Source organism: Desulfomarina sp. (genome assembly GCF_054039375.1).
In genome coordinates this window covers 1-14,999 of record NZ_JBPLBA010000057.1, presented here as the reverse complement: position 1 = coordinate 14,999, position 14,999 = coordinate 1, and the positions used below count along the sequence as shown (strand labels likewise).

The window sequence follows — 14,999 nt, the reverse complement described above, 5'->3', positions numbered from 1 at the left end:
ACTTTTTTTTCAGAAAAGTTTTCTCCAGTGTCAAAGCAGAGGGTGGTTTTCAGAGCAGGCAGGTATTTTGTTATTTTTTTTTGAAAGGAGCTTTTTCTCGGAAGAACGGGCGGTCTGCCGGTTGATGTTTTCTGATCGTCGGGGATGGCAATGACTGATATACCGGGAAGATTGTTTTCCAGATGAACCAGGAGTTCCTGTAACTCTTCCTTTTCTGAATTTTCCTTTTTAAACAGGTTTGAGAAATCAGTCATTTTATCCTCAGTTTATCTGAAAATCCGCACCTGACGGTAGAATCGCCGCAGTAGGGCTTTTCATCAGCTTTTTGTGACTGTGCCATGGAGTCCGGTCATGCCGGTTTAGCCGTAAATTGACTGGGCGTTTTCAATTTCCGTCGGCAGGTCTTCCATAAGTACAGAGTATTCATCCATATTCTCCTTGAGGTGTTCAAGAAGAGGAGGTGAAATAACTGTTTCGATATCGGGAAGGGTTGAAAACTGCAGCCTGTCGGCGATGAACTCGGAAATTTGTATTATTCCCGTAAGGCTGGCCGGGTCTACGTCTTCCATGATTGTGTGATGATTTCTGATCGCTGCCACCGTATTTTCCGGCATATTCCAGTCAAGACTCATGAAATAACCGATTTCGCAGTGATCCGTGCCGAAGTGCTGTCTTTCCAGTTCGACCAGGACACGTGTGGAAGTGCAGGTGGAACAGATAGCGTGGAATTTTTCCTTTTCCACCTGTTCTTCCACCAGAAGACCAAAATCATGAAGAATACCACAAAGATAGGCGTCATCACCGTTGACACCGAAGATGCGTTCGGCCACCATTTTTGAACAGATGGAAACGACGGCGGAATGCATCCATAACCTTTTTTTTGAAAAAACAGCGGTATTTTCGGGCGGCTCGTCAAAAATGGTTTTCAGAGCATCGGTCACGGCCAGGTTGTGGAGGTTTTTCATGCCGATGAAGGCTACAGCTCGTCCTATGGAGTCTACTTTCTGGGCCAGTCCGTAATAGGGGCTGTTGACCAGGCGTAACAGCCTGGTCACCAGGATCGGATCCATTTTGATCACTTCCTCAAAATCCTTGATGGTTGACTCGCTGTCCGCGATAAGTGCCGACAGGGTTGTTACCACATGGGGAAGAGGTTGAATATCTGTAAATTTATCAATAAAACTGTTTGCTGTTGACATGAAATCCTTGTAATTGGACACAGGGGTAGTAACTCTGTGATTTTATTACCTTTGAACTGTAATTGCTCACAGGCGCCGCACTCCTTATGCCATTATTTCCTGTTTTGTTACGGCTTCCGCCTTCACCCGGTCGAGCAGTTCTGCCAGTACAGGTTTGATATTTTCCCGGATATCACCGGCGACGATAATATAGAGCAGATCGTCACCCGGTTGAAATGTTCCTGAATATGCTTCAATTATTATATCAAAAATACCTTCAGATTGAAGATATTCCTGACGGAGGGTTTCAATTTTTTCTAAATCCGGGGTTACTTTCAATGCGCTGACCTTTGCCCGGTCACTGCGGGACCAGTTGCGTACTGTACCGTTGTGAATCAGGATCATTCCCACGTTGTCCGTGAAATCAGGTCTGTTTTTCAGTTCTTTCAATGTCTTGTTAAGGTCCATCATTCTCCTCAGCTGTTGTTTGTTGGTGCAGTAAAATTTTGCCTTGCTGTCGGTCTGTTTTTTTTCTTTGCGGTCAAAAGAGGGACAGAGTCGGGTCCATCCGAAGTGAGAACCTGTTTTCTTTTCTTCTTTTTCCTGCTCTTTTTCTCTGAAAGAGGAGGCGGTCCAGGTTGGGGGATTCTCAGTTTCTGTTTGATATAGATTGTGGCGTAACGGTCAAGGTTGTTGGCCTTGATCAGTTTCTTCAGTGAAATTCCGTGGAGTCTGGCGATTGAACCGGCTGTGTCACCTCTGCGGACAAGGTGAAAGGAAGAGCGTCGCTGTTTTTTCTTAAAATAGGCAGACGGCAGGGAGGCGATTGCTTTTCTGATATTTTTTGTGTCCGGCAACCTGAGCGGGTATCCCTTTGGGATGAATTTTTCTCCGGTGAAAATGGGAGGACGCAGGGCTGGATTGAGAGCTTTTATTCTTGCATGGCTGAGGTGAAAATGGCTTCTGATCCTGTCAATATGAATGAATCCTCTGAGTTTGAGGTACCGGGTTGGTGGATATCGTTTCTTCCGGATACGGGTGGTTTTTTCCAGTTTTTCAGCAACTTCCAGAGCAGCAAGAAATTCTGAGTAGAAATTTTTTGAGGCGAATTTAAAATGGCCGCTGTCATATCCGGAAAAAATCTTCTGATAACTCCCCTTTGCAGACACAGCCCTGACCATGCCGGCCAGTCCATAGTTATAGGACGTTATGGCCAGGGGCCAGTTACCCAGAGTCAGGTAACTGTTTTTCAGGTAACGGGCTGCAGCCTTTGTTGAGAGAATGGGGTCCAGTCGTTCATCGATTGTATAATTGACAGCAAGATACTGTCTGCCGGTGCCCCGGGTGAACTGCCACATGCCGGCCGCCCCGAATTTTGAATAAGCCCTGGTGTTGAACGACGATTCGACATGGGGAATATAGGCGAGTTCCTCCGGCAGTTTCATGGTACGGAATATTCTTTTCATCTCTTCCATGTAGGCACCGGCCCTGATTACACCCTGGAGAAAACGTTCACGCTGTCCAGTCTGTATACGAACATTGTCTGCAGCTTTTGCCATTACCCTGAATTTATGGGGACCCCTGAAAAGGGCAAGGATTTTTTTTTCCCGCGGGGAGGTGGCTCTTCTTTTTTTTGCGATTTTTCTCAATAGACGTGAGTAATGGCTCAGGGCCTGTTTGCGGGTGAGCCTGTTTAAACGGTCAGCTCCTGGAAGTTCAGAGTCGAGCAAGGGAATGACTTCGTAAATAATGGACAAATTATCTGAGTCATGTATAACTGCATCGTTCAGGGAGTAGGTGGAATAGATTTTTTTCCAGAAGGCGATATTTTTCTTTATTTCGGGATAATGGGGGAACATCTGGCCGGAAAAACCAATCGTGGGACAGAAGATAGCCAGTGTCATTATGCAAAAAATGAATGTCCGAAAAAAAGCCAAAATGGTCACTTTTGAAAAAATTAATTAATTACATACAAAAACCCAGTCTGCAACCTGTGAGCCTGGAGATGTACCTGTTTTATCAGGTGTATTTCATGTGCAATCAGGATAGATTTACAATCTCTGAGGAACTTTTTTAATTGTTCATTGACCGGAAAATGATTTTCATGGGTGGGATTTAACAATGCCCTTAAATGATGATAGCATGTCACCTGAAATTTGCAATTGTCATTTTTTCTCAACTTTTTCAAGGTCACCCTCAACAGGTCGAAAGGAAGGTATTTAAATAACATGTATACTCCTATAGTTGCGTCTCTTGGTTATATAATGTCTCCCGATGGTCGGCAGACGCTGATGGTTCATCGCAATAAAAGAGAGGATGACCAGCATCTCGGGAAATATAATGGCCTGGGAGGCAAGATGTTGCCGGAAGAGGATATTCATACCTGTCTGCTTCGGGAAATTCAGGAAGAAGCCGGTATCATTTGTGAAGATGTTGTGCTGCGGGGAACCATCAACTGGACGGGTTTTGGTCCGAAGGGGGAAAACTGGTTTGGTTTTATCTACAGGGTAGACAGTTTCCTGGGCACTCCGAAGATGACCAACGAAGAAGGGGATCTCCGCTGGGTTAATGTCGCGGATATCCTGGATCTTCCAATGTGGGAAGGGGACAGGTTTTTTCTACCTCTGGTTTTTGATGATGATCCACGGGTGTTCCACGGTTATATGCCTTACGATAACGGGCGGCCATTGGACTGGAAATATTCCCGGGTCTGAAGTTCAGGATTCAGGTGTTAAAAAAAACGGGCCGTTAAAAACCTCGTGATCAGTTACATGCCATGGTATACTCTGACACGGTTTTTCTGATCGTAATAAATTCAACTCAGTCTGATGCCCGCGCACGATGGATAGGTTTTCTTTTCCGGGCATATCTCGAGGTCACCTTGAAACAGATTGAGTTTCACTGTTGAAAATATTTATAATGATTCCGAAAGGTACATTGTTGTCTGTTTCTTTTTCTACTTGAAACGGCAGAATACGTAATTGGTCACAGGGGTAGCAACTCTGTGAGCAGTTACCAGGATACAGCAATTACCGCAAGAGAATAAAGGGGGTTGTATTATGGAACAGGAAAGTGAACTTCAGCGTCTTGAACAGTTTGTGGAGAATCTGCTGGTCCGTTTTACGGGACTGCGTGAGGAGAACAGGAAATTGCAGGGAGAACTGGTTGAACGCGATAAGGAAATTCAAAATCTTCGTTCAAATCTTTCTTCCAGTGATATCGAGAGAAATGAGATCAGCCTGAGGGTTAATCGACTCGTGGCCCAGATTGAGGAATGGGAGCGGAATCTTGGTGAGGACGTAGTCACAGAACAGGAGCCGTCGGGGGAAGATGAAGATTTCACCCCGGAGGAAAGGACCGGAGAAGAGTCTGGTGTCGTACCCCATGAAACAGGCGAAAATTCTTCAGTTGCTGAGGATGAGGAGGGAAGGGTGCAGCATAATCTGTTTTCCATGGGTACCTCTTCTTCTGAAGAGTAAGACCTGGTTTCAATACCGGGAAAAATGACGGGGGCTGAGCCGGAATGTCGGAAAAAGAAAGGCTGGTGCGGTTTGAACTCATGGGGCAGGAGTATGCCTTTTATACAGGTGCCTCCGAAGAGGAGATGGAATCTATTCTCAGCCTTGTCCGCAGTCTTGTCAAGCCAGGTCCTGCCGGTGCTTCCGGCACCCTTCCAGTAAGTAAAATTGCCATACTGGCATGCCTGAATATCGCTTCGCGTTACGTGAAACTGAAACAGGAGTTCAAGGAATACAGGGAGGATTCTGAACAGCGTATAGCCCGCCTGAATGAGAAAATCGGTGCAGGACTTGCGGGAGATGATGCCGAGAGGTAATCAAAACATAGAGTTGCTGCATTTGTGAGGAGTTGCAACCCACCGGGGATAAAAGACCTTCAGCCACTGATTTTCAGATAAACTGTTTTCGTTTGCTGGAAAGTCTGCTATAGTCATAAGGAAAGAAATGAAATATGAGTCTTTCCCTGCACTGTTGGTGATCCTCAGTGTTTGTTGAGCCAACTCTCATGAAAAGGGTACCTCCGCTGGTATCTTAAGGAAGATCGCTTGCGAATTTCCTGACGTTGTTATGAGGATGCCCACCTATTAACTTAGGTTTAACTGTCCTGGTGACACGGCAGTGTGGGGAAGATGTTTATATATTTTTTACGCAATTACCACAGGAACTCCAGCTTTTCACGGTTTCTTTTGTCAGTGTAACCAGGTTAAGGTGAATAAAAGAGTCTGTGAAAGTTTGTGGCACCTGTGAGTAAGAGCAGTTACGTTATTTACATAATGTGTTGTGGATGTAATTTTATTGATCCGGAAGACTTCTGCTTACATTGAGAAGCAAAAAATGAAAATAAAAACTTCCGGTTAATTATATTTTAACAAGATTGACTTCAGCAGAAAGGTGCTGTCGGAACAAATTAGAATATTGGAAAGCGATAGTTGCTTTTTTAAATAATCTTTCGGATATATTCATTGAAGTGAGGTGTCGGGAATTATATTTTTTGGATTACTGTGAACTTCCACCGGATAATTGGTCCGTTGTTCTGTAATTACTGGAAATATAAAGAATATTTTATTCCTCGACGGTGTAATGTATCTCCTTTGCCTGGTTCTGGGAGGGGATTTTATTGAAGTCACCTCAAAAGTCCAGGTAGTAGTCCGGGCTCTAGTCTTTTGTTCCTCTGGCTGTTCCTCTGTCCTGTCAGTCGTTTAAACGATAGGATTTCCTTATGGATTTGTTCAATTCTCCCTATTTATTTCTTGCCGCGGGTCTGGCGGCTGGCCTTGTCGTTGGATTTTTTCTGCGAAAACGGGTTGTTGAAGGAAATGAAAAAAATATAAAAGCCCAAAGCAGGCAGATAATTGAAACGGCTATTGTCGAGGCTGAACAGTTAAAAAAAGAAGCGTTACTGCAGAGTAAAGAGGCGGCATACAAGGTCAAGCAGGCGCTTGAAGAAGAACTTCAGGCTGACCGTGATGAACTTAAAGACGAAAGAAGGCAGCTGAAAAGAAAAAGGGACGGTCTTAAAAGAGAGTGGGACAGTTTCGACAGAAAACAACTTGAACTGTATAAAAATGAAAAACGATTGAAGCAGCTGGAGAATGAATGGCAGGAAAAACATAAGGAAATTGATAATCTTATAGGCAAGCAGCGATATGAATTGTCCCGTCTTGCAGGCATCAGTCAGGAGGAAGCGAAAAAACTTCTGATGGATTCGCTGGAGAGTGAGGCAAGGATGGATGCAGCCAAACGGCTCGCCAGGATAGAAAATGAGATGAAAGTAGAGGCGGACCGGAAAGGAAAGAATATTCTGGCTCTTGCTATATCCAGGTATGCCGGGGATTACGTGGCTGACCGGACCGTTTCGGTTGTTCCCCTGCCTAGCGATGAAATGAAGGGCCGGATAATCGGCCGGGAGGGACGAAATATCCGGGCCATTGAAGCTGCAACCGGAATTGACATCATCATAGATGATACCCCGGAGGCGGTTATACTTTCCGGTTTTAATCCTGTACGCCGTGAGGTTGCCCGTCTGGCACTGTTGCAGCTTATCAATGACGGCAGGATTCATCCGGGGCGAATAGAAGAAGTTGTGGAGAAGGTTACCAGGGAACTTGAGGTAACTATGCGGGAAGCCGGAGAACAGTCGACCTTTGATGTGGGTGTTCATGGTGTTCATGTGGAACTGATGAACCTGCTTGGTCGCCTGAAATACAGAACAAGTTATGGCCAGAATGTTCTGCAGCATTCCCTGGAAGTCTCTTTTCTCTGCGGTATCATGGCCTCTGAACTGGGTGTCGATGTAAAGATTGCCAAACGTGCCGGTCTTCTTCATGATATTGGTAAGGCTGTTGATCATGAGGTTGAAGGATCCCACGCCATAATCGGACGGGACCTGGCCAAGAAGTATGGTGAGGCGGAAGAAGTGGTGTATGCCATCGGTGCCCACCATGAGGATCAGCCTCCCCAGAGTGTTATAGATGTGCTGGTGCAGTCTGCAGATGCGCTGTCGGGTGCTCGCCCCGGGGCCAGAAAAGAGATGCTTGAGAGCTATGTCAAGCGGCTTGAAGATCTTGAGGCCATTGCAAATGGATACGAGGGTGTGGAAAAATCGTACGCTATCCAGGCTGGCCGTGACCTGAGAATTATAGTTGATTCGAATAAGGTAAAGGATGAGGAGGCTACTCTGCTCAGTCAGGATATTGCTAAATCCATTGAGGATAAATTGACCTATCCCGGCCAGATTCGAATCACTGTCATTCGGGAAACGCGGGCTGTAGAATATGCCCGCTAGGCAATAAAAAACGTATTTAAACAGGTTTGGAAATGGTTTCGATAGAAAAGCAGCTGGAACTGATAGAGCGGGGAGCAGTGGATTGTATATCCCGTGAAGAACTCATCAGGAAACTGAAGAAGTCAGAAGAGACAGGTGTACCGTTGAAGGTTAAGGCCGGTTTTGACCCTACGGCTCCCGATCTGCACCTTGGTCACACAGTTCTTTTGCAGAAATTGAAGCATTTCCAGGATCTGGGGCATGATATTTATTTTCTGATTGGTGATTTTACCGGAATGATCGGTGATCCCACCGGTAAGTCCGATACAAGAAAGGCGCTGACTGTGGAGCAGGTTGCGGAAAATGCCGAGAGCTATAAAAGCCAGGTGTTTAAAATTCTTGATCCGGAAAAAACGCGGGTTGTTTTTAACAGCACCTGGCTTGGAAAACTCACTTCTTACGATATGATCAAGCTTGCCTCTCAGTTGACAGTGGCCAGAATGCTTGAGCGGGATGATTTCAAAAAGAGATTTGACAGTGGGAAACCCATCTCCATTCATGAGTTTCTCTATCCTCTTATCCAGGGATATGATTCTGTGGCCATGGAGGCGGATGTTGAGCTTGGGGGGACGGATCAACTGTTCAATCTGCTCATGGGCAGGGACCTCCAGCGCTCCCGTGGACAGGAACCGCAGATCGTTCTTACCATGCCGCTTCTTGAAGGTCTTGACGGTGTCAACAAGATGTCAAAATCACTCGGTAACTATATTGGTATTACTGAATCTGCCGACAATATTTACGGCAAAGTCCTTTCTGTTTCCGATGACCTGATGTTTCGTTACTATGAACTGCTCAGCGATCTGGACAGCAGTGATATTCAAGAACTGGCAACCAAAGTGAAGGACGGGACACTCCATCCAAAAGAGGTCAAGAAACAACTGGCCCGGGAGTTGACTGGCCGTTTTCATTCATCCGAGGCGGCACTTGCCGCAGAAGAAAATTTTGAAAAGGTCTTTAAGAAAGGTGGAATTCCTGACGAGATTGAAGAATTTACCTGTTCCGTACCAGAGCCTGTGTGGCTGCCTCAGCTTCTTGTGGATACGGGGCTTGTCAAATCGACGTCAGAGGGAAGGCGGATGATCAAACAGAATGCGGTCTCCATAGACGGGGGAAAAATTACGGATGTGAACAAGATGGTGGTTCCGGAAGGAACGCCATTGCTGAAGGTCGGTAAACGACGATTCTGCCGGGTGGTTTTTAACTGAAGGATTTTTAAAAATTCCTGCCTGTGAGGGGCTGATCTGAACAATATGCCGGACAAGTCATTCCATCGCAGGCCGGATTTGATATCCCGGAAAAAGAAAGATTTTCAGGGGAACAGTGGCTGAATCGGTGAATGGTTACATCAAATAACAATCACGAAACCGTAATTATTCACAGGCTCCCCGGCTTTTCCCGGTCTCTTTTGTCCGCACAGATAAGCTGTAGTGAACAAAAGAGCCCGTAAAAATCTGTGGCACCTGTGACCAATTACCCGAAGCCTTCACGGATCCAGAAGAAAAGGGTAAAAAAAGGAGTGCTGCTGTCAGGAGATCAATTCAGCAGTTTTTCTCCCTTTTTTTCAAGGCATTCGCTGCAGATTCCTGAAAATTCAATATGGTGCCCCAGGATTTTGTAGTTGCATGTTTTTGCTGCAGCTTCGTTAATTTCCTGCTGCACGTCCATATCTATGTCATCAACTTTGCCACAGCTACTGCACCGGATATGGTAATGAGGAGTGACTGTTGCATCGAATCTTTTCTGGGTGCCTCCCACCTCAAGTTTTAAAATGATACCACTCTCGGCCATTAATTCAAGATTCCTGTAGACCGTTCCCAAACCGATACGGGGAAGTCTCTTCCTGACCATATCGTATACTTCATTGGCGGTAGGATGTGAGGTAACCTTGCCCAGTTCTTCCAAAATAATCTGTCGCTGCGTTGTTAGACGCATATTTGGCAAATCTTCCATAATCAAATCAGTGCCTCTAAAAGTTTTTGAGAAAATTTATCAATATATTTACCATAGAGAATATTACATGAAAATTCAAGAAAAATCGTCAGGAGTGTTTACCTGGGGATTAAAATAGCCGAAACGAAGCAAAGGGAACCGTGCCTTCAGCTCTTTCAGCCAGGTTCTCATGCCCAATGATTGAGATTCTTGAGGAAAACGCAGGGCCTTGAGATAGTATTCCGGATCCATATTGAGGTTACGCAGCTGGATAAAATCGGGGGAATGGGATTCAATAAACCGGCACAGGGAGATAAATTCTCTTTCCGAATCGGTGAAACCGGGCAGGATGAAGTAGTTGAGAGAGACAAACCTGCCGCTTTCTTTCATGATATCAATTGATTTTTTTACGTCGGTAAAGCTGTATCCTTTCGGTCTGTAATAGCGGGTGTAATAATCTTCGACAGTGGAGTTCAGGCTGACCCTTATGCTGTCCAGACCGGCATCGGCAAGTTGGGCAACGACTCCTGGCCTGCTGGAGTTTGAGTTGAGGTTGATTGTGCCTTTGTCGGTCTTACGCCTGATCTGGGTAATGGCCTCTTGCAGGACATCTGCCTGCAGCAGGGGCTCACCTTCACAACCCTGACCAAAGCTGACAATCGGATTTTCAGCGGTCTGCAGATGTGGTACTGCCATTTCGGCTATTTCTTCGGGAGAGGGAATAAAGGTAATTCTGTCCTGGGTTGCAGGACAGCATCCTGACGGCTGAAGGGAGATGCACCCAAGGCATCGGGCATTGCATTCAGGAGAGGTGGGCAGAGGTGCCTCCCAGCGACCGAGAAAAAAATTACGCGCAGCAGGACAGCCATAGGTGAGGCAGCATTTGCCGAGATGCTGGACCAGTCGGTTGTTTCTGTACTGTTTCAGTTTTTTTCTGGTCTGTTGTTCAACCCCATGCATGCTGAACTGGTCAAAATCCTGCCTCCTGTCCGGATCACTTCTGAAAGCAGTTACCCAGAAACGGTCATCCTGCCAGCCAACTGCGGTATAGGCAAAGAGTGGCAGGACAGGTGCCTTATCCAGGGTCTGGAAGCTGCTGGTGTATACGGCGGTGTGGGCAGGAGCCATGAATGCAGCCACGGCCCGGATGGTCTCTTTTGGTCTGTCGGGATCTTCTTCAAGGAGAACAGGTTCATGTTCAACCGGGTCCCAGCCAACCGGCAATCGTCCTGGCAGACCAAAGAGTTCACTGCCTTCCGGCAGGGGAATATAATCCTCAAGGGCCGGTTTTTCAAAGTGGCCATTACTCATGCCCACCGCTTCCAGTTCAGGGAAGTCGGTAATAATTCCGGCAGAATCGGCAATGAGCAGGACTGGCTGGGCCGATGGCTTGATCATCAGGGTCTCAACACTCTGAACACGGAGTCGACAACCCGGTAAATATCAAGGTCATCACCGAAGATATCCTGGATAGCAGGATTGTTGATCAGGTCTTCGATTATATACTGGGTAAAATAGAGACTGACCACATTCGGATCCTGGGCAATGGTGCGGATGGGTGCGATTTTCATCTGCAACTCAAACTCGTCAATATAACCCAGAGAGTTGAGCTGTTTTTCAAATGCTTCCCGTATGGCGTCCACGGAAGTGGTCTCGATAATTTTTCTGTCAATGATCCGCTGGGTAAGTTTTGCGGCAAATTCCGGGGCATGATCCTTGGCAAGATGGAACATTTTCCTCCGTTCCTGCTCACGTTTCCGGTCAATTTTTCGAATCGTTTTATCTGTGGTTCTATTGGGACTGATATTTACTTTAGCCATTGAACTCTCCCCGAGAAGGTCTCATCTGTTAAGGGAAAAAGCATGAAACCTGTTAATTGCAAAAACTACTGAAAACCAATACCACCGTTTTATAATCTGAAAGAATAAATATCACTAGCGGAAAGTGAACCTATTGAGGATGAATATTTTCTCCCGGCCTCTTCCTGAGTGAAAATTTTACCCTTTTCCGACTTCTTAGTTGGAGAAAATCCAAATAGTCTGTAGCTTTTATAAAAGAATAGTGGTACATCGAAAAAAAAAGTTGAATTTGGTGTTCTTTCCTTTATATATATCCAATTGACTCAAAGATATCTGTTTGTCTGACTGTTTTTGACTCATACCTTTGGTCTTTTCGTCAGCAGCTGTGATCCGGCTGAACCAAAAAGTAGATTTGTGCCCCTGATTCAGGGGGATTTTCCGGGCATAAGTAAAGCATGAAAATTAAGAGTGGAAGTGCAGTTTCATTCCCTGAGCCTGAATAATTTTCATATCAATAATATAGGTAATTCTGGAGGTTTTGACTATGTTAAAAAGCGTAAAAATTCTGTTGCTGGCCTTAATATGTGTTTCCGTCATGGTTCTTTCGGGTTGTGGCAAAAAAACTGACACGGATGAAGGTGTGGCAGTGGAAACCAACAGCGAGGCTCTGGGTGCTGAAGAGTCACTGGATTCCAAGCCTTTGGGAATCAGTGAAGGTCGCACAACCGAAGGAATGTTGCCGGTCTACTTCAATTTTGATTCATCGGAAATCAAGGCAGACCAGGTACCGCGGATTGAGGTGAATGCCGAATTTATTAAAAAAACGGATATGAACATCCGTATTGAAGGCAATTGTGATCCGCGTGGTACGAACGAATATAATATGGCCCTTGGAGAACGCAGGGCCCTGAGTGCAAAAAAATACCTTGTTAATCTCGGGGTGGATGAGTCACGACTGAGCACTGTGTCTTACGGCGAAGAGAGAATGCTGCTCCACGGTCATGATGAGTTGTCATGGTCCCAGAACAGAAGAGACGATTTTGTAGTTGTTCAATAAAAAATTTATTTATCCTGAATCCGTGATCGTTTCATGAGGGAGGATATGCCTGTTTAAACTGTAACTAGTGCCTGTCCATAGTTGGTCTTTTTGCCCGATATCTGCGTTGCCCGAAAAATTTTATCCTCGGAGGTAAGCGTAGACTCCGATATCAAATATATGCCTGTGGTAAAATTTCCCGTGCGCCTCGATCTCGAATAAAAAACCTCATTTCTGGACAGACACTAACTACCTTATATCCGCTGCACCTGTGGCGTGGCATTTCAGAGATATTAACAATACTTAAGTATTAACACCGTCCGTAATTGCAACTGTTTTTCTGAGTTGCTTGATGGATTTTTCCGAGTCTCCTCCCGAAGGAGGCTTTCTCATTTATTTTGGAGACGAATATGGTTCTGCGCAAATTAACAATGTTTCTTGCCTTTTTTGCAGTCATCAGCTTTACAGTGCAAAACAGTTTCAGTGCTGATGTGAAGATAGGAGTGATGAATGTCCAGAAAATAATTATTGAGTGCAGTGCAGGCAAAGCGGCCAAAATTCGTTTTGAAAAAAAAATGAAGGAACTTCAGGCCAAGTTCAAGGAAGAGGAAAACGCCCTGCGGGCTCTGCAGGCGGAAATAAAGAAAAAAAGTTCTGCCTGGAGTGAGGAAAAAAAAGCTGAAAAAATCCGGGAATTCAAAAAGAATGGTCGTGAATTGAAGGCCAAGACAGATGACGCCCGTTTTGAAATGAAGCAGATGCAGGATAAGGAGCTGGAACCGATTCTCAAGGCCCTTGAGAAAGTTGTCAAGAAGTTTGGTAAGGAAAACGGGTATACGATTATCCTGGATTCAAAAAACGGTGTGATTTACTTTGCCGATAAAACGGATATAAGTGATGCCATTATCAAAAAACTGAATGAAGCCATGGCGAAAAAATAATTTTTCAGTTTTGTATTTTCATAGATTTTTTTACTGAAAACGATGCATTGGATGGCTTTCATGTGCATCGTTTTTTGTTTTATCCTCAAATATTAATTTGATTACCCATGAACATCCCCAGACTCACAAATAACAGGCTGAGTTTCATACGTAATCAGAAATATTAATGTCGTTGACTTAAGAACAAGATGGTTCAGGAAAGTCCCATTCCGACATTGGACAAGGTTAGAATAGGACTTATCGCTTAAGTTAACGACATTGCCTTAAATATTACTCACAGGACCCACATTAATTCCATGGGGCATGAGGTGTATATGGATGTGAAAAGTATGACCGGTTTTGGCCGGGGTGAAGGTGAAAGTAAAGGTCGCGTCTGGGTTGTGGAAATCCGTTGTGTCAATCACAGGTATCTTGACCTGAAGATAAAACTGCCCAAAGGGTACACGACTCTGGAAGAAAAAATACGGAAGAAAGTTTCCTCATTTCATCATCGGGGGCGTGTGGATGTTTTTTTCGGCGTCAGTGGCGATTTTTCCGATCTGACAGAGGTCCGGGCGGATAGTAATCTTGCCCGTGAATACAGGAAGAGTCTGCAGATCCTCTCCAGAGAACTCGGTCTGGAAGAGGTTGGTCTCAGCACTCTTCTGGCAACATATCCTGACATTCTTATCCGGGAGCAGAAAAATGAAGATCCGGAGGCAATCTGGCCCGTGGTTGAAAATGTTCTGGATGAAGCTCTGAACAGCTGTGATGCGATGCGGCACCTGGAAGGGGAAAACCTTGCACATGACCTTCTCGGGAGGTTGGATGTTTTCCAGGGGATTCTGGACACCATTGAATCTCTTATCCCTGACCTTCTGCGCACAAGAGAGGAAAACCTGCGGGCGCGCCTGGAAAAGCTTCTCGACAATGTTCAGCTCGATTCCTCCAGGCTTGCCCAGGAAGTTGTTATCTTGGCGGATAAAACAGATGTCACTGAAGAAATTGTCCGTCTGCGCTGTCATATACAGCAGTTTGAGCTCTTTTTAAGGAAAGGCGGCGGCGTGGGCAGGAAACTTGATTTTCTGATCCAGGAATTTCTGAGAGAAGTCAATACGCTGGCATCGAAAATAAATGATGCCGTCATCGCTCATCACACAGTGGATCTGAAAAGCGAGCTTGAAAAAATGCGTGAACAGGTCCAGAACATTGAGTAAACGTAACGTAATTACTCGCAGGCACCCCAGCTTTTCACGGTCTCTTTTGTTCGCACAGGTAGCCTATAGCGAACAAAAGAGCCTGTAAAAATCTGTGGCACTTGTGAGCAATTACAGTTCAAAGGTGATAAAACAACAACTTGATTACCCATGAAACTCAGCCAGATTGTGGATGTGCCTGTTTTATCAGGCTAGCCTACGGTCAAAAATCACTGGAAATTTCAATTAATAAGCGTTCCACCTGGGCGTTGCCGGGTCAATTTTAAAAATAACTTTTGTTATTTAGAAGGAATTCAAATGAAAAAGTGTCAGTCCAGGTCATTTTATCATCAGTCTGATGTGATTTTTGAAATACGCCTGATAAAACAGGCACATCCCCAGACTCACAAATAACAGGCTGAGTTTCATACGTAATCAGGTTATTTAGAAGATATTTTGTAACTACTCACAAGGGTAGCAATCTATTATCTCTGAGCTGTAATTGCTGCCTCCGTGAGTAGTTACACATTTTTCTGTTCACTGAGAAATTTTTCCAGCAGACTGATCGTGTCAATATCCGCTGGAAGCTCACGCAGCAG

General features: G+C 45.2%; 15 protein-coding genes and 1 other RNA gene. 9 read left to right on the top strand and 7 right to left on the bottom strand.

Annotated elements, in window-relative coordinates:
* The 4 genes from ACXLDX_RS03215 to ACXLDX_RS03200 all read right to left on the bottom strand — a co-directional run.
* A partial coding sequence (locus ACXLDX_RS03215) for a hypothetical protein (protein WP_457575749.1) occupies positions 1–254 on the bottom strand: 254 nt, incomplete at its 3' end.
* 105 nt (positions 255–359) lie between these two features.
* Entirely contained in the window at positions 360–1,199 is an 840-nt protein-coding gene (locus ACXLDX_RS03210; protein WP_457575748.1) for an HDOD domain-containing protein, read from the bottom strand.
* An 84-nt stretch (positions 1,200–1,283) separates the two neighbouring features.
* Positions 1,284–1,646, bottom strand: a complete 363-nt coding sequence (locus ACXLDX_RS03205) for a molybdenum cofactor biosynthesis protein MoaE (RefSeq protein ID WP_457575750.1) — start codon at positions 1,644–1,646, stop codon at positions 1,284–1,286.
* Positions 1,647–1,654: 8 nt separating this feature from the next.
* Positions 1,655–3,082 carry a lytic transglycosylase domain-containing protein gene (locus ACXLDX_RS03200; RefSeq protein ID WP_457575747.1) on the bottom strand — a complete coding sequence of 476 codons (1,428 nt, stop codon included), beginning with the start codon at positions 3,080–3,082 and terminating at the stop codon, positions 1,655–1,657.
* 324 nt (positions 3,083–3,406) lie between these two features.
* Between ACXLDX_RS03200 and ACXLDX_RS03195 the strand changes: the two genes are divergently transcribed.
* The 6 genes from ACXLDX_RS03195 (at position 3,407) to tyrS (ending at position 8,725) form a co-directional block, all read left to right on the top strand.
* Positions 3,407–3,892 carry an NUDIX hydrolase gene (locus ACXLDX_RS03195; RefSeq protein ID WP_457575746.1) on the top strand — a complete coding sequence of 162 codons (486 nt, stop codon included), beginning with the start codon at positions 3,407–3,409 and terminating at the stop codon, positions 3,890–3,892.
* Positions 3,893–4,237: 345 nt separating this feature from the next.
* Positions 4,238–4,657 carry a hypothetical protein gene (locus tag ACXLDX_RS03190; protein ID WP_457575745.1) on the top strand — a complete coding sequence of 140 codons (420 nt, stop codon included), beginning with the start codon at positions 4,238–4,240 and terminating at the stop codon, positions 4,655–4,657.
* A 44-nt stretch (positions 4,658–4,701) separates the two neighbouring features.
* Positions 4,702–5,013 carry a cell division protein ZapA gene (locus tag ACXLDX_RS03185; protein WP_457575744.1) on the top strand — a complete coding sequence of 104 codons (312 nt, stop codon included), beginning with the start codon at positions 4,702–4,704 and terminating at the stop codon, positions 5,011–5,013.
* A gap of 140 nt (positions 5,014–5,153) precedes the next feature.
* Positions 5,154–5,327: non-coding RNA, 6S RNA (ssrS, locus tag ACXLDX_RS03180), on the top strand.
* 588 nt (positions 5,328–5,915) lie between these two features.
* Entirely contained in the window at positions 5,916–7,481 is a 1,566-nt protein-coding gene (gene rny, locus ACXLDX_RS03175; RefSeq protein ID WP_457575743.1) for a ribonuclease Y, read from the top strand.
* A 32-nt stretch (positions 7,482–7,513) separates the two neighbouring features.
* Positions 7,514–8,725 (top strand): tyrosine--tRNA ligase, encoded by a 1,212-nt coding sequence (tyrS, locus tag ACXLDX_RS03170; RefSeq protein WP_457575742.1) that lies wholly within the window; start codon positions 7,514–7,516, stop codon positions 8,723–8,725.
* A gap of 328 nt (positions 8,726–9,053) precedes the next feature.
* Here tyrS and ACXLDX_RS03165 read toward each other — a convergent pair whose 3' ends face one another.
* The 3 genes from ACXLDX_RS03165 to ACXLDX_RS03155 all read right to left on the bottom strand — a co-directional run bounded on the left by ACXLDX_RS03165 (position 9,054) and on the right by ACXLDX_RS03155 (position 11,269).
* Complete coding sequence (locus ACXLDX_RS03165; protein WP_457575741.1) at positions 9,054–9,452, bottom strand: Fur family transcriptional regulator; 399 nt, start codon at positions 9,450–9,452, stop codon at positions 9,054–9,056.
* Positions 9,453–9,545: 93 nt separating this feature from the next.
* Positions 9,546–10,847 (bottom strand): radical SAM family protein, encoded by a 1,302-nt coding sequence (locus tag ACXLDX_RS03160; protein ID WP_457575740.1) that lies wholly within the window; start codon positions 10,845–10,847, stop codon positions 9,546–9,548.
* Positions 10,847–11,269 carry a hypothetical protein gene (locus tag ACXLDX_RS03155; protein ID WP_457575739.1) on the bottom strand — a complete coding sequence of 141 codons (423 nt, stop codon included), beginning with the start codon at positions 11,267–11,269 and terminating at the stop codon, positions 10,847–10,849. Before ACXLDX_RS03155 ends, ACXLDX_RS03160 begins: the two co-directional genes overlap by 1 nt.
* A gap of 523 nt (positions 11,270–11,792) precedes the next feature.
* On the opposite strand from ACXLDX_RS03155, the gene ACXLDX_RS03150 reads away from it, so the two are divergent.
* The 3 genes from ACXLDX_RS03150 to ACXLDX_RS03140 all read left to right on the top strand — a co-directional run bounded on the left by ACXLDX_RS03150 (position 11,793) and on the right by ACXLDX_RS03140 (position 14,421).
* A complete protein-coding gene (locus ACXLDX_RS03150; protein WP_457575738.1) occupies positions 11,793–12,305 on the top strand; it encodes an OmpA family protein in 513 nt (170 codons plus the stop codon).
* A 389-nt stretch (positions 12,306–12,694) separates the two neighbouring features.
* The gene (locus ACXLDX_RS03145) at positions 12,695–13,225 is read left to right on the top strand and encodes an OmpH/Skp family outer membrane protein (protein WP_457575737.1); all 531 of its coding nucleotides are present in this window, start codon (positions 12,695–12,697) and stop codon (positions 13,223–13,225) included.
* Between the two features lie 314 nt (positions 13,226–13,539).
* Complete coding sequence (locus ACXLDX_RS03140; RefSeq protein WP_457575736.1) at positions 13,540–14,421, top strand: YicC/YloC family endoribonuclease; 882 nt, start codon at positions 13,540–13,542, stop codon at positions 14,419–14,421.
* Positions 14,422–14,999 lie beyond the last annotated feature (578 nt).

What these genes read in the sequence shown, in the direction of transcription:
- ACXLDX_RS03210 (WP_457575748.1), bottom strand. Translation starts at nt 1,199, where the DNA reads ATGTCAACAGCAAACAGTTTTATTGATAAATTTACAGATATTCAACCT.
- ACXLDX_RS03205 (WP_457575750.1), bottom strand. Translation starts at nt 1,646, where the DNA reads ATGGACCTTAACAAGACATTGAAAGAACTGAAAAACAGACCTGATTTC.
- ACXLDX_RS03200 (WP_457575747.1), bottom strand. Translation starts at nt 3,082, where the DNA reads ATGACACTGGCTATCTTCTGTCCCACGATTGGTTTTTCCGGCCAGATG.
- ACXLDX_RS03195 (WP_457575746.1), top strand. Translation starts at nt 3,407, where the DNA reads ATGTATACTCCTATAGTTGCGTCTCTTGGTTATATAATGTCTCCCGAT.
- ACXLDX_RS03190 (WP_457575745.1), top strand. Translation starts at nt 4,238, where the DNA reads ATGGAACAGGAAAGTGAACTTCAGCGTCTTGAACAGTTTGTGGAGAAT.
- ACXLDX_RS03185 (WP_457575744.1), top strand. Translation starts at nt 4,702, where the DNA reads ATGTCGGAAAAAGAAAGGCTGGTGCGGTTTGAACTCATGGGGCAGGAG.
- rny (WP_457575743.1), top strand. Translation starts at nt 5,916, where the DNA reads ATGGATTTGTTCAATTCTCCCTATTTATTTCTTGCCGCGGGTCTGGCG.
- tyrS (WP_457575742.1), top strand. Translation starts at nt 7,514, where the DNA reads ATGGTTTCGATAGAAAAGCAGCTGGAACTGATAGAGCGGGGAGCAGTG.
- ACXLDX_RS03165 (WP_457575741.1), bottom strand. Translation starts at nt 9,452, where the DNA reads ATGCGTCTAACAACGCAGCGACAGATTATTTTGGAAGAACTGGGCAAG.
- ACXLDX_RS03160 (WP_457575740.1), bottom strand. Translation starts at nt 10,847, where the DNA reads ATGATCAAGCCATCGGCCCAGCCAGTCCTGCTCATTGCCGATTCTGCC.
- ACXLDX_RS03155 (WP_457575739.1), bottom strand. Translation starts at nt 11,269, where the DNA reads ATGGCTAAAGTAAATATCAGTCCCAATAGAACCACAGATAAAACGATT.
- ACXLDX_RS03150 (WP_457575738.1), top strand. Translation starts at nt 11,793, where the DNA reads ATGTTAAAAAGCGTAAAAATTCTGTTGCTGGCCTTAATATGTGTTTCC.
- ACXLDX_RS03145 (WP_457575737.1), top strand. Translation starts at nt 12,695, where the DNA reads ATGGTTCTGCGCAAATTAACAATGTTTCTTGCCTTTTTTGCAGTCATC.
- ACXLDX_RS03140 (WP_457575736.1), top strand. Translation starts at nt 13,540, where the DNA reads ATGGATGTGAAAAGTATGACCGGTTTTGGCCGGGGTGAAGGTGAAAGT.